The following is a 12064-nucleotide window of genomic DNA, read 5'->3' as shown; positions in this document are numbered from 1 at the left end:
CTCATGACGGGATGCGGCGGCGCGAGCATGGCAAACGCGAACGAGGACAACGACAGCGCTGCGGCGGTCGCGGAGAAGTCGGTGCAGGCGGCACGGGAGGAGACCCGGGCGCTGTCCGACCACCTGCTGGAGCTGGCCGGCCCGGCGGACGGCGCGGCGGTCACCGACCCCGGCCCCGGCGTGGACCTGTGCGCCGATGACCCGGACCGCGAACGGCTGTTCACGATGTACCACGCCTGGGGCATCCACCGCCTGCCACGCCCCGACCTGGAGCAGGCGATGGACCGGCTGCGCGAGGGGCTCCCGGCGGAGGGCTGGCGGATCACCGAGGACGGCGTCCTGAACAACGCCAACCGCTCCCCGCGCCTCCTGCTGGAGAACGCGACCCTCCACTTCGCGGCGGACATCACCCTGGCCGGCAGCGCGGACACCTCCCAGCTCCGGATCACCCTCCAGTCGGCCTGCTTCACCACCCCGGAGGGGGAGAGTCCGGCCGGGGAGTACTGATGGCGGCCACGGACCGCCCATTGACCGGTGAGGAGATCTTCATCCGGACGGCCGGGATCGTGGTCATCGTGCTCTTCGCGGGCTGCACCTTTCTCATCGCTCCCTTCGGGGCGATGAACAGTGCCGGCTGCCATGACGGTGACAGCCGGTCGATCTGCTCCGCCGGCGTCCAGCGGGCGGTCGTTCTGGTGCCCTGGGTCGCGTCGCCGCTCGCCGCCGTGGCGGGCATTGCCGGCATGGTGAGGCGGGAGGACGGCGGCGTCGGATGGTGGTTCTGCGGTGTCCTGCTGCTGCTCGTGACGTGGGTCTTCGTCATGTCGATGGCGGGTTGACCGGCGGCAGGAACTGGGGGCCCTGGGGCGGGAGGGTGAAGTCCGGGGCCAGGTCGGGGGGCGGGGCCTGGGGCGGGTAGCCGTAGCCGGATCGGCGGCGCGGGTCCGGGGGGCGGGCGGGGGCCGCGGCCGTGACGCCGAACTCCGCCGCCAGCGCGACCAGCCCGCCCCCGAAGCCGAGCCCCGAGGCCCGGAAGTGCCAGGCGCCGCCCGCCCGGTACAGCTCCCCGCAGATCACCGCCGTCGTCCCCGGCGCCGGATCCGGCGCGAACCGCACCAGCGGATCCGCCCCCGAGGCCCCGTACAGCAGCAGATGCGGATGGGTGCGGGCGGCGTCGAAGCCCGACTCCGCCGAGGCGGCCAGCACCACCCGGCTCACCGCCGGGTCGAGCCGGGCCAGTTCCGCCTCCACGGTGCCCAGCAGCCCGTGCCCGTCCCGCCGCTTGGGCAGCCGCCGCACCAGGCCGGTGGGATGCCGGGGCTGGTTGTAGAAGACGAAGTCGCCGGGCGAGCGCACCCGCCCCGCGCCGCCGAGCAGCAGCGCCGACAGCTCCACATCCGTCCCGCCGTGCGCGTCGCGCGGTGACCAGCGCAGCACCGCCCGTACCGAGGTGACCGGCAGTCGAACGGTGGCCCCCTTCTCCAGTGCGTGCGTCATACAGAAATCCTGCCTGCCGCCACACCGGTGAAACAACGGCGCGCTTACGATGACCGAGATCCGGTGTTACCGATGGGGTGCCCGGGAAACATCGACAGTCCGGGGTGAAATATGCGGCATTATGGGCATCTCTCCGCCGCGCAACGTCGCGTTCTGTTCCATCAGGAGCCGGCCGAGTTCAGCCTGAACTCCCCCGTGCGCACCCTGGGCACGGCGCTCGGCGCGACCCTCTACAGCCCCGCCACCCGGCCCCGGCTCGCCGCCGACATCCGCAAGCAGCAGGCCGCCGGGGTGGTGTCCATGGTCCTGTGTCTGGAGGACTCCATCAGCGACGCGGAAGTTCCCGGCGCGGAGGAGAATCTGGTGCGCCAGTTCGGCCGGCTGGAGCGCGAGGACCCCGCCGATCAGCCGCCGCTGCTGTTCATCCGGATCCGCACCCCCGAGCAGATCACCGATCTCACCAGCCGGCTCGGCCCTGCGGTCCGGCTGCTGGCCGGGTTCGTGCTGCCCAAGTTCACCGCCGCCGTCGGGCCCGCGTTCCTCGAAGCCCTCACCGGCGCCGAGGTGATGTGCGGCCGGCGGCTGCTGGCCATGCCGATCCTGGAATCCCCCGAACTGCTCCATCTCGAATCCCGCGCCGCCCATCTCGCCGACGCCGCCCGGGTACTGGACAAGTACCGCGAGCGAATACCGGCCGTGCGGCTCGGTGTCACCGACTTCTGCTCCGCGTACGGCCTGCGCCGTACCCCCGACATGACCGCGTACGACGTGCACGTCGTCGCCTCCGTCATCGCCGATGTGGTGAATGTCTTCGGCCGCGCCGACGGCACCGGCTACACCGTCTCCGGGCCGGTGTGGGAGTACTTCCGGGCGCAGGAACGGATGTTCAAGCCGCAGCTGCGCCGCAGCCCGTTCAGCGGGCGCGCCGAGGGGCTGCGCGAATCGCTCATCGAGCACAACATGGACGGGCTGCTCCAGGAGATCGAACTCGACCAGGCCAACGGCCTTCAGGGCAAGACCTGCATCCATCCCTCCCATGTGGCGCCGGTGCACGCGCTGTCCGTGGTCACCCACGAGGAGTTCAGCGACGCGGCCGACATCCTGCGCACCGGGCCGAGCGGCGGCGGCGTGCTGCGCTCCGCCTACACCAACAAGATGAACGAGGTGAAGCCGCACCGGGCCTGGGCCGAGCGGACGATCCGCCGCGCCGAGGTGTTCGGAGTGGCCCGGGACGGCGTCGACTTCGTCGATCTGCTCGCGGCCGGCATGGAGGGTGAGAGCGAATGACGACCAGCACGACGCAGGCGTGGGACGGCGATTGGGTGACCCGGCGGCTGGGGGTCGAGGTGCGGGGCGAAGCGGTACGCGACCAGGTGGGGCTCGCGGTGCGGCGCAACCCCAAGCGGGCGCATCTGCTGGTGTCGCGGATCCTCGGCAAGCATGTGCCGCAGCGGCCCGGGGTGGTGTACGGGGCCGGGGTGGCCCTGGGCCGCCGGGTGCGGGAGGTGCTGGGGGCCGGGGAGCGGGTGGCCGTGGTGCTCGGGTACGCGGAGACCGCGACCGGGCTCGGGCACTGTGTCGCGGACGGAATCGGCGGGGACGGCGGGGGCGGCGGGGACGGCGGTGGCGGGGGCGACGGCGGGGGCGGCGTCACGTATCTGCACTCCACCCGGCGCACCGTCCCGGGGGTGGGGCAGGTGCGGTTCGAGGAGGAGCACAGCCACCACACCGGGCATCTCGTACTGCCCGCCGATCCGGCGCTGCTGACGGGGGAGGGGACGCTGGTGCTGGTGGACGACGAACTGTCCACCGGGCGCACGGTGCGCAACACCATCACCGCGCTGCACCGGCTGCGGCCCCGGGAGCGGTACGTGGTGGCCGCGCTGGCCGATCTGCGCACCGAGGAGGACCGGGCGGCGCTGGAGAAGTTCGCCGCCGGACTCGGCGCCGTGGTGGAGGTGGTCGCGCTCGCGGCGGGCGAGGTCCTGCTGCCGGCCGAGGTGCTGGCGCGCGGGAAGGCGATCGTTGACGAGCTGGACGATCCGGCACCCGAACGATCCGGCCCGCCGACCACCGGCGGCACCGTCCGGCGGATCTCCCCCCAGTGGCCCGCCGCGCTGCCCGAGGGCGGCCGGCACGGCTTCACCCCGGCCCACCGCGAGCGGCTTGAGGCCGCGCTCCCCGCGCTCGCCCGGCAACTCGCCGCCACCCTGCCGGCCGGCCCCGGACGCGTACTGCTGCTGGGCACCGAGGAGTTCATGTACGTCCCGCTGCGGCTGGCCGCCGCGCTGGAGGAGGAGCTGGGTGGCGGGCGCGAGGTGCGGTTCTCCAGCACCACCCGCTCACCCGTCCTGCCGGTGGACGACCCCGGGTACGCGATCCGCTCCCGGCTGGTCTTCCCCGCCCACGACGACCCGGCCGACGGCCCCGGACCGCGCTACGCGTACAACATCGCCGGCCAGGACTGGGACGCCATCGTCGTGGTGACCGACACCCCCGCCGACCGGCCCGCCCTGCACACCCCCGGCGGCCTGCTCGACCGGCTCGCCGCCCACACCCCGCACCTCGTGCTGGCCACCGTCCCCGCCACCACCCCGCCGCTGCGCGGCCCCGCCTTCTCCTCCTACGCCCCCGACGAGGTCGGCTGGCTGCTGAAAGACCTCACCGACGTCTCCCTGGAGGCGCCCACCGAGGAACGCGAGGAGGCCATCCAGAGCGGCGGCGCCCACTACGCCGAATCGCTGCCCGTCGAATACCAGCCCAGCCCCGAGTACCAGCGGCTCTTCCACACCGCCCTCGACGCCTCCGCCCGCCGCATCGCCGCCGCCGTCGGCACCGTCACCGACCTGCTGCTGGCCGACCGCCCCCGCCCCCGCCCCGTACTCGTCTCGCTCGCCCGGGCCGGCACCCCCGTCGGCATCCTCATGCGCCGCTGGGCCCGGCAGGCCCACGGCCTCGAACTCCCGCACTACGCCGTGTCCATCGTGCGCGGCCGGGGCATCGACACCACCGCGCTGCGCTGGCTCGCCGCCCACCACGACCCGGCCGACGTGGTGTTCGTCGACGCCTGGACCGGCAAGGGCGCCATCACCCGCGAACTCACCGACGCGCTCGCCCCGTTCCCCGGCTTCGATCCCTCCCTGGCGGTGCTCGCCGACCCCGGCGGCTGCGTGACCACCTACGGCACCCGCGAGGACTTCCTCATCCCCTCCGCCTGCCTCAACTCCACCGTCTCCGGGCTGATATCGCGCACCGTGCTGCGCGCCGACCTGACCGGCCCGCACGACTTCCACGGCGCCAAGCACTACGCCGAACTCGCCGGCGCCGACCAGTCGGCGCACTTCCTGGACGCCGTCAGCGCCCACTTCCCCGACCCGGCCCTGCGGCGCGAGGTGGCCGCCGCCGTCCCCGCCCTGCTGGCCGCCGACCGCGCCCCCACCTGGGCCGGCTGGCAGGCCGTGGAACGCATCAGCGAGGCGTACGGCATCGGCGACATCAATCTCGTCAAACCCGGCGTCGGCGAGACCACCCGGGTGCTGCTGCGCCGTGTCCCGTGGCGCGTCCTCACCCGGCGCGGCGTCGGCGCCGACCTCGACCACATCCGGCTGCTCGCCGAGCAGCGCGGCGTCACCGTCGAGGAGACGGACGACCTCCCCTACAGTTGCGTCGGACTGATCCACCCCCGGTACACCAAGGGCGCCACCGGCGCCGATGGAAGGGCAGCACGTTGAGCACCACCGGCCCCGGTCCCACCCTCATCGCCAGCGACCTCGACCGCACCCTCATCTACTCGCAGGCCGCCCTCTCCCTCGGCATGCCGGACGCCGACGCACCACGCCTGCTGTGCGTGGAGGTGCACCAGGGCAGGCCCCAGTCCTTCCTCACCGAGGCCGCCGCCGGGCTGCTGACCGAGCTGGCCGGCGCGCCCCGTACCGTCTTCGTGCCCACCACCACCCGCACCCGCAAGCAGTACCGGCGCATCAACTTCCCCGGCCCGCCCGCCCGTTACGCGATCTGCGCCAACGGCGGGCAACTGCTGGTGGACGGCGAGACCGACTGGGACTGGCACGCCCAGGTGCGGCGCGCCCTGGCCGCCGAATGCGTGCCGCTGCGCGAGGTCAAGGACCATCTGCGGCGCTCCGCCGACCCGGCGTGGCTGCTCAAGACGCGGGACGCGGAAGACCTGTTCGCCTACCTGGTCGTCGAACGCGCCCTGCTGCCCGACACCTGGGCCAAGGAACTCGCCGACTGGGCCGAACCGCGCGGCTGGACCGTCTCGCTCCAGGGCCGCAAGCTGTACGCGGTGCCGCGCCCGCTGACGAAGTCGGCCGCCGTCGCCGAGGTCGCCCGGCGCACCGGGGCCGGCACGGTGCTGGCCGCCGGCGACTCGCTGCTGGACGCCGATCTGCTGCTGGCGGCGGACGCCGGGTGGCGCCCCGGGCACGGCGAACTCGCCGACACCGGCTGGAGCGCGCCGCACATCACCGCCCTGCCGGGCCGGGGGGTCAGCTGCGGGGAGGAGATCCTCCGTGCCTTCCTCGCCCACGCAGCAGCCCCCGGCGCCGCTCAGGACGCCGCTCGGGACGCGGCTGCTCAGGGCGCGGTGCCGGCTCCGGGGGATTGAGCACCCGCTCCCGGTCGGCGGCGATCTCGCGCAGCCGCCGCTCCTCGGCGGCCTGCTCGGGATGCCGGGCCTGCCAGTACGGGTTGTCGTGCGGCAGTCTGCCGCTGACCCGCCCGTACATCCCGAAGAACATCAGCAACAGCCCCACCACAAAGCTGAAGAGGACGTTCTGAATCCGGAACGCCAGGAAGTTGGCGCCGGTCTCCAGTACGGCGAGGTTGTAGAAGCCGCTGAGGGTGAACAGGACGCCCAGCACCAGATTGAGGGTGGAGGCGAAGTTGCCGCCCTTGATCATGCCGGCGAAGAGGATAAGGCCCACGACGATGGACAGCCAGCTGAGGGCGCCGTTGCTGTTCAGCCCGGCGACGGTGTTGTCACCCGTGGAGAAGAACCCGACGCGCTGCACCACGCCGAACACCCCGAAGACGATCAGCCCCAGCCCCACCAGGCCGGCGCCGACCCGGTAGACGACGCTCAGCCGGTGCTCGGCGGGCAGATGCTCATCGAGCCTGGCCCGCAGGAAAAGGCCCCGCAGCCCGACCTCGGGCATCCGATCGTGCGAATGCGTAGTGGCCATACCACCAGCATCACCCGCATACCGGAACGGCTCAACCGCAGCAGCCGCCCCCACAGCAACCGCCGCCACCACCGCCACTGGGCGCCGGAGCGCCGGCGGCACCGGCGGCCGTACCGCCCACCGCGACGGTGGACAGGAGTTTGACGGAATCCTCGTGCCCGGCCGGACAGACGGCGGGATCGGCGGACGCGGCCATCGGACGGCTCAGCTCGAATTCGGCGCCACAGCTGCGGCACCGGTACTCATAACGCGGCATGGCCGAAGCCTAACCGCGCCGGATGTCCTCCACGACCGCCGTCACCATGCCCCGTACCGCCTCCGTCTCGGTCAGGAACAGCCAGTAGTCGGGGTTACGGCCCCCCGCCTCCAGCGCGGCGACCGCCCGGTCAAGACGCTCCACCGCCGCGTCCAGCGGCCCGGCATGGCGCGGATCGGGGATCGACCGGCCGCTCATCGCCAGCCGCTGCCCGTCCCGGATCGCGAACCGGGTCCGCTCCGCCTCCTTCGACGGATCGAAGGACACCTCGTTCAGCCGCCGCAGCCGCTCCCCGGCCGCCGACACCGCCTCATCGGTGCGCCCCAGCAGCGTCTGCACCGCCGCCAGCCGCGCCGTCGCGTCGTCCCAGCGCTGCTCGTCCCGCGCCCGCCCGGCGTCGCGCAGCGCCGCCTCCGCCTCCCGCACCGAGGCCGCCGCCTGCTCCGGCACCCGCTGGAGGTCCTGCCAGCACGCGGCGCTGAACCGGCGGCGCAGCTCGCTGAGCACCGGCTCCACCTGCCCGGCCCGGGTGGTGATCGCCTGCGCCCGGGTCCGCAGCGACGCCAGCCGCTTGTCGATCCCCGCCGCCCGGCGCGGCAGCTGCTCGGCCTCGGCGGTGATCGCCTCGGCCCGCCGCCGTACGTCCTCGGCGCGCCGCACGGTGGGGCGGATGCCGTGCTGGGCCGGGCCCTCGTTCAGCAGCCGCAGCTCGGGGCCGAGCGCCGCCAGCGCGGCGGCCAGCTGATCGGCGGCGAGCCGGGCCTCACGCACCGCGTCCAGGGCGGTGGTGGCGGCGAGCAGCGCCCGCTTGGCACCCTCGACGGCCGGGGCGACCTGGCGCAGCTGGTTCTCGGCGCGCTCCAGCAGCGGGGCCAGGCTCTGGCCGAAGGTGTCGAGATCGGCCTTGGCGCGGCGCAGCTCGTCCCGTACCCGGGTGAAGTCGTGCCGGGCCCGGGAGGCGGCGCCGGCGTCCAGACCCTCGCTGTCGAGGTCGTGGGCGTCGACGGTACGGATGTACTCGTGGCTGACCTGATCGATGCGCTCACCGAACGCGGCGAAGTCGGCCGCCACCCGGCCCGCCTGCCGGGAGTCCTCGGCGGCGGCCGTGATGGTCTCGATGGTGATGCGCAGCTCCCGCTGCGCGGTGTCGAGCTCGTAGAACGCGGCGGCCGTCTCGTCCTGCGCGGCCTGCGCCTCGCCCCGCAGATCCTCCACCCGGCCCCGGCCCCAGCGCCGTACCCCGCCGCCGGTGAACGCCCCGGGGAGGGCGAGCGCGACGGCCGGCAGCAGTGCGAGCGGAAGCAGCGCGATCCCGGCAAGCTCCTTCGCGGTACGCGTCGCCCTCACTGTGTCTCTCTCCCCACTCCACGACTGGTGGTCATTCTTTCATCCGGAGCGGGACAGGAACATGGCCAGGTCAGTCGGAGCCGTGCACGGATATGTCGCCGTTGTGGGTGCTGATGCCGATCCGGGCGGCGGCGTCGTCGCTCTCGGGCACGTCGACGGCGACGGACCCGTTGTGGGTGTCGGTGCTGACCCGGTAGGGGCCGGGGGCGGGCAGGGCGAGTTCGACGCGGCCGTTGTGGGAGGTGATGTCGACCTGCCCGGGGACGGTGGCGAGGCCCAGGGAGATGGCGCCGTTGTGGGAGGCGGCGGTGAGCTGCGGCACGTCGAGGCCGGAGCCGCTGACCTTGCCGTTGTGCGATTCGAGCCGCAGGGAGGGGGCGGCGAGATCGGTTACGGTGACGCTCCCGTTGTCCGACTCCAGATCGAGCGGGGCGGTGAACCCGGTGGCCTCGATGTCGCCGTTGGACCCGCGCACGGTCACGGCGAGGTCGGCGGGGACCGCGATCTCGTGCCGGATGTCGCAGGTGGTGACGAAGCCGTCGCAGATGGTGTGCAGGGTGAGGGTGTCGCCGTTCATGTCCCAGCTGACGTCGGTGGTGCCGAAGACCTTGCCGGCCTTGAACCAGCGGGTCACGTCGATCTCCCCGTCCAGCGTCGGATCCGGGACCAGCTGGATGGCGCTGCTGCCGGCCTCGATGGTGAGGGTGTCCCCCGCGACGGCGAAGGTGGCGTGCTCGGGGGCGCCGTCGTGGGTCTGCTGGGAGCAGCCGGTGAGCGCCGCGAGGAGGGCGGCGGTTCCGGTGAGGAGAACGGTGAGGGTTGTGGCGGTGCGGCGCACGGTGCGGCTCCTGATGACAGCATGACGCGAGGACACCACCACGCTAGAAACGGGCCCGCCACCTGGTAATCCGGCTGCCTGGCGTCAGCCGGTATGGCTAACCCCACCACGGTCGGCCATGTACGCTGTTGCAGGTCTGCGGGTGCATAGCTCAGCGGTAGAGCGCCGCCCTTACAAGGCGGATGTCGGCGGTTCGAACCCGTCTGCACCCACCCGGATCCATGGCCCCTCCGCGGCAACGCGGAGGGGCCATGGTCGTTTTGGGGCCGGGGTCACGACCTGTCGAGCGTGATGCGCAGCGGGTGCCGCTCCGGGCCGCTCAGGGCGTGGGCCAACTGCTCGTAGCCGTGCTGGGCCGGCGTCCGGGCGTCGTCGTCGAGAGAGTCGTCGCGGAGGGCGTGCCACAGCGTGTTGAGGACGGCGATGAGCGCCCGGGCGGAGATACCGGCCGTGAGGGTGCCGGGGGATTGCGTCAGGTGATCGGCCTGAAGCCGGAAGTTCTCCCGGCGCGCGGTGTGTTCGACGAGGAACGCCCAGGTGTCGGGGTGGCAGACGAGTTCGGCGTGGCCGACGGTGGCCGCCCGGGTCAGGCAGTCGAAGTAGCGTGCCTGGCGGTCCGCGGCGAGCACCTCGGCCCGCTGGGCGGGTGACAGCGGCCGGGGGTGGTACTCGGGCGGGAGCTTCGCGATGGCCTGTTGTACGCCCTCGGCCAGTGCGCCGCGTACGGAGGCCAGTTCGTCGGCCGTCGTCCGGAGGTCGTCCCGCTCGGTCACCCTGTGCCCCCTCACCGCGTTCACCGCGTCGCGTCGGTTCTCAGGATAGGGCGGCGGCGCTTGAGGCGCAGATAGAGCGCGGCGGCGGTGAGTTGGAGGGTCGCGGCCCACAGGAGGAGGAGTGTGGGCGGGAGGGCCGCGGACAGGCCGATCAGCGTCGCTCCGCAGGCGGCTGCCGTGATTTTGAGGCCTGCGCCAAGGGTGAAGACCTGGCTGCGGAGGTGGTCGGGGGCGTGGTCGGCGCGGATGCGGAGGGTGGCGCTCAGCAGGGGGCCGTCGCACAGGCCGGCGATCGCGTACAGCGGCAGACAGAGCGCGGCTGAGGGGGCGAACGCGGCGGCGGCCAGGGCCAGTCCGGTGCCGAGCAGCGCGCCGGTGACCAGCCGGGCGGCGGGTACGGGCCGGCGCCGCCGGGCCGTGGTCAGGGCGCCGGCGAGGGCGCCGATGGCGAAGACGGTCAGCAGCAGGCTGCCGCCGCCGGGGAACGACCGGCTCTCGGCGAGCAGCACCGTGGTGGTGGTGAGTCCGCCGATGCCCAGGAAGGCGAGGGTGGTGGCCGCGGTGACCGCCCGCAGCTCCGGTATCCGCCACAGTGCGGCCAAGGCGGCGGCCGGTCCGGCACACAGGGGCGCGCCGGGGGCGGCGGTCGCGGCAGAGGCCGCGCGGGCCGCCGGTGCGGCGGGTTTCCCCGGTTCGGTCCGTGTGCCGGATGACGCCGGTGGCGCTGACGCGGCGGGTGGAGCCGGTGCGGCTGATTCCGCTGGTTCCGCCGGTTCCGCCGGTTCCGCCGGGGACATCGATGGGGCCGGTGCGGTGAGTGCCGTCGATGCGGGTCGCCGCCGTTGTGGCGTGGTCATGGTCAGCAGGGCCGCTGTCGTTGCCGCCACGGCCAGCGTCAGCATCGCCGTGGCGGGCGCCGTGAGTGCGGCCAGGCCGCCCACCGCCGCCGGGGCCGCGACCGAGGCGGCGTTGTAGGTGGCCGCGTCGAGCCCGTAGCCGCGGTCTCTGGCCGCGCCCGGTGCCGTCAGGGTGGCGACCAGGCTGGAGAGGCCGCCCGACACCACCGGCCCGCAGCAGCCGCCCGCCACCGCGATGGCCGCCGTCAGCGCGATCGGGGCCCGGCCCAGTGTCGCCGCCAGCGCGGCGATCGACGCCGCGAAGACGGCCAGCGCCGCCCCGTACCAGCGTGCGGACATCGCGCCCACCAGCGGTGCGGCCAGCACGTGCGGCGCCATCCAGGCCGTCAGCACGAACGCCCCCTGGGCGGCGCTGCCCGTGCGGTGCAGCGCCAGCAGGGCCAGCGCCACCGCCATGCCCTCCTCTGCCAGCCGGGCCAGGAAGGCCGTCGTCAGGTATCGGGTCATCCGCCTTCTCGTTCTGTCCGCCCGGCGGCCGGCGCCGTGACTCCGCAACCCCGTAACTCCGTAACGGGTTGTCTTTATAAGACGTTACAATCGGGCCCATGGTCAAGCAGGGGTTCCAGCCCGCCCAGCGGGCGGTCGATCTCGCCAATGCCGTACGCGCGGACCCCGGCACGTCCCGGGACGCCCTCGCCGCGCTGCTGGCCCGGCACGGCGAGCGGCCCGCCGACCTCGCGCCCGGCGCCTTCACCGACGCCGACGCCGCCGAACTGCGCACCGCCGCACGGCGGCTGCTGGACCAGGTCCTCACCGAGGCCGACACCGACCGCGCCGCCGGCGCCCTCAACCGCGTCCTCGCCGACTGCGGCGCCCGGCCCCGGCTCACGCGGCACGAGGGACACCCGTGGCATCTGCACGTCGACCGGGGCGGGGACGCCGGGTGGGCCGACTGGTTCCTGGCGGCGAGCGCGCTCGCCCTGGCCCAACTCCTCACCGAGTACGGCCGCGTCGCCTGGGGCGAGTGCGCCTCCCCGCGCTGCGCCCGGGTGTTCCTCGGCGCCGGCCCCGGCAGTCCCCGCCGCTACTGCTCCACCGCCTGCGCCTCCCGCGAGCGCGTCGCCGCGCACCGCAAGCGCCGCCGGGCGGGAGATCCCGGCCCCGACGGCCCGCGCTGAGCGTCCGTCAGGGGTACGAAGGCGGTCGAATCAGTCAGCGGCGCAGGTTTCGGAGCGGTAAAACCCAGATCAACTGTGGTCGACCCGTATCCCAACTGGGTGGATCCACTGTATACA

Annotated in this window: 13 protein-coding genes and 1 tRNA gene; 7 read left to right on the top strand and 7 right to left on the bottom strand. The window is 73.6% G+C overall.

What is annotated here, in order from left to right; translation table 11 throughout:
• Positions 1-27 precede the first annotated feature (27 nt).
• Together AC5WRL_RS06440 and AC5WRL_RS06435 are read left to right on the top strand one after the other, a co-directional pair.
• Complete coding sequence (locus AC5WRL_RS06440; RefSeq protein ID WP_496087318.1) at positions 28-507, top strand: hypothetical protein; 480 nt, start codon at positions 28-30, stop codon at positions 505-507.
• Positions 507-839: a hypothetical protein gene (locus AC5WRL_RS06435; protein WP_496087317.1), complete on the top strand. Its 333-nt coding sequence runs from the start codon at positions 507-509 to the stop codon at positions 837-839. The genes AC5WRL_RS06440 and AC5WRL_RS06435 overlap by 1 nt, the downstream gene beginning before the upstream one ends.
• Here AC5WRL_RS06435 and AC5WRL_RS06430 read toward each other — a convergent pair.
• On the bottom strand, positions 820-1497 hold the full coding sequence (locus AC5WRL_RS06430; protein ID WP_496087316.1) for a TerD family protein: 678 nt from the start codon (positions 1495-1497) through the stop codon (positions 820-822). The genes AC5WRL_RS06435 and AC5WRL_RS06430 overlap by 20 nt on opposite strands.
• Before the next feature lie 111 nt (positions 1498-1608).
• On the opposite strand from AC5WRL_RS06430, the gene AC5WRL_RS06425 reads away from it, so the two are divergent.
• From AC5WRL_RS06425 to AC5WRL_RS06415, 3 genes are read left to right on the top strand one after another with little or no spacing between them, the layout of a single operon-like run.
• Positions 1609-2784: an HpcH/HpaI aldolase/citrate lyase family protein gene (locus AC5WRL_RS06425; protein WP_496087315.1), complete on the top strand. Its 1176-nt coding sequence runs from the start codon at positions 1609-1611 to the stop codon at positions 2782-2784.
• Positions 2781-5228, top strand: coding sequence for a phosphoribosyltransferase (locus tag AC5WRL_RS06420; protein ID WP_496087314.1), 2448 nt, complete (start codon positions 2781-2783; stop codon positions 5226-5228). The genes AC5WRL_RS06425 and AC5WRL_RS06420 overlap by 4 nt, the downstream gene beginning before the upstream one ends.
• Positions 5225-6121, top strand: a complete 897-nt coding sequence (locus AC5WRL_RS06415; RefSeq protein WP_496087313.1) for an HAD family hydrolase — start codon at positions 5225-5227, stop codon at positions 6119-6121. Before AC5WRL_RS06420 ends, AC5WRL_RS06415 begins: the two co-directional genes overlap by 4 nt.
• Here the strand turns inward: AC5WRL_RS06415 and AC5WRL_RS06410 are convergent.
• The 4 genes from AC5WRL_RS06410 to AC5WRL_RS06395 all read right to left on the bottom strand — a co-directional run bounded on the left by AC5WRL_RS06410 (position 6003) and on the right by AC5WRL_RS06395 (position 9139).
• A complete protein-coding gene (locus AC5WRL_RS06410) occupies positions 6003-6671 on the bottom strand; it encodes a DUF4383 domain-containing protein (RefSeq protein WP_496087537.1) in 669 nt (222 codons plus the stop codon). The two genes, AC5WRL_RS06415 and AC5WRL_RS06410, sit on opposite strands and share 119 nt — an antisense overlap.
• Positions 6672-6729: 58 nt before the next feature.
• Complete coding sequence (locus tag AC5WRL_RS06405; protein ID WP_496087312.1) at positions 6730-6954, bottom strand: FmdB family zinc ribbon protein; 225 nt, start codon at positions 6952-6954, stop codon at positions 6730-6732.
• Between the two features lie 9 nt (positions 6955-6963).
• Positions 6964-8301, bottom strand: coding sequence for a hypothetical protein (locus tag AC5WRL_RS06400; RefSeq protein WP_496087311.1), 1338 nt, complete (start codon positions 8299-8301; stop codon positions 6964-6966).
• A 70-nt stretch (positions 8302-8371) separates the two neighbouring features.
• Entirely contained in the window at positions 8372-9139 is a 768-nt protein-coding gene (locus AC5WRL_RS06395; RefSeq protein WP_496087310.1) for a DUF4097 family beta strand repeat-containing protein, read from the bottom strand.
• Positions 9140-9279: 140 nt separating this feature from the next.
• On the opposite strand from AC5WRL_RS06395, the gene AC5WRL_RS06390 reads away from it, so the two are divergent.
• Positions 9280-9351: transfer RNA gene (locus AC5WRL_RS06390), tRNA-Val, on the top strand.
• Positions 9352-9411: 60 nt separating this feature from the next.
• On the opposite strand, the gene AC5WRL_RS06385 is transcribed toward AC5WRL_RS06390, so the two are convergent.
• Positions 9412-9912 carry a hypothetical protein gene (locus tag AC5WRL_RS06385; RefSeq protein ID WP_496087309.1) on the bottom strand — a complete coding sequence of 167 codons (501 nt, stop codon included), beginning with the start codon at positions 9910-9912 and terminating at the stop codon, positions 9412-9414.
• A gap of 20 nt (positions 9913-9932) precedes the next feature.
• Entirely contained in the window at positions 9933-11276 is a 1344-nt protein-coding gene (locus tag AC5WRL_RS06380; protein ID WP_496087308.1) for an MFS transporter, read from the bottom strand.
• A 98-nt stretch (positions 11277-11374) separates the two neighbouring features.
• Here AC5WRL_RS06380 and AC5WRL_RS06375 point away from each other — a divergent pair, with 98 nt between their 5' ends.
• On the top strand, positions 11375-11947 hold the full coding sequence (locus AC5WRL_RS06375; protein WP_496087307.1) for a CGNR zinc finger domain-containing protein: 573 nt from the start codon (positions 11375-11377) through the stop codon (positions 11945-11947).
• Positions 11948-12064 lie beyond the last annotated feature (117 nt).

Source organism: Streptomyces sp. NTD107, from assembly GCF_059510435.1.
This window is presented reverse-complemented; position numbering and strand designations above follow the sequence as displayed.

What these genes read in the sequence shown, in the direction of transcription:
- AC5WRL_RS06430 (WP_496087316.1), bottom strand. Translation starts at nt 1,497, where the DNA reads ATGACGCACGCACTGGAGAAGGGGGCCACCGTTCGACTGCCGGTCACC.
- AC5WRL_RS06425 (WP_496087315.1), top strand. Translation starts at nt 1,609, where the DNA reads ATGCGGCATTATGGGCATCTCTCCGCCGCGCAACGTCGCGTTCTGTTC.
- AC5WRL_RS06420 (WP_496087314.1), top strand. Translation starts at nt 2,781, where the DNA reads ATGACGACCAGCACGACGCAGGCGTGGGACGGCGATTGGGTGACCCGG.
- AC5WRL_RS06405 (WP_496087312.1), bottom strand. Translation starts at nt 6,954, where the DNA reads ATGCCGCGTTATGAGTACCGGTGCCGCAGCTGTGGCGCCGAATTCGAG.
- AC5WRL_RS06380 (WP_496087308.1), bottom strand. Translation starts at nt 11,276, where the DNA reads ATGACCCGATACCTGACGACGGCCTTCCTGGCCCGGCTGGCAGAGGAG.
- AC5WRL_RS06440 (WP_496087318.1), top strand. Translation starts at nt 28, where the DNA reads ATGGCAAACGCGAACGAGGACAACGACAGCGCTGCGGCGGTCGCGGAG.
- AC5WRL_RS06435 (WP_496087317.1), top strand. Translation starts at nt 507, where the DNA reads ATGGCGGCCACGGACCGCCCATTGACCGGTGAGGAGATCTTCATCCGG.
- AC5WRL_RS06375 (WP_496087307.1), top strand. Translation starts at nt 11,375, where the DNA reads ATGGTCAAGCAGGGGTTCCAGCCCGCCCAGCGGGCGGTCGATCTCGCC.
- AC5WRL_RS06410 (WP_496087537.1), bottom strand. Translation starts at nt 6,671, where the DNA reads ATGCCCGAGGTCGGGCTGCGGGGCCTTTTCCTGCGGGCCAGGCTCGAT.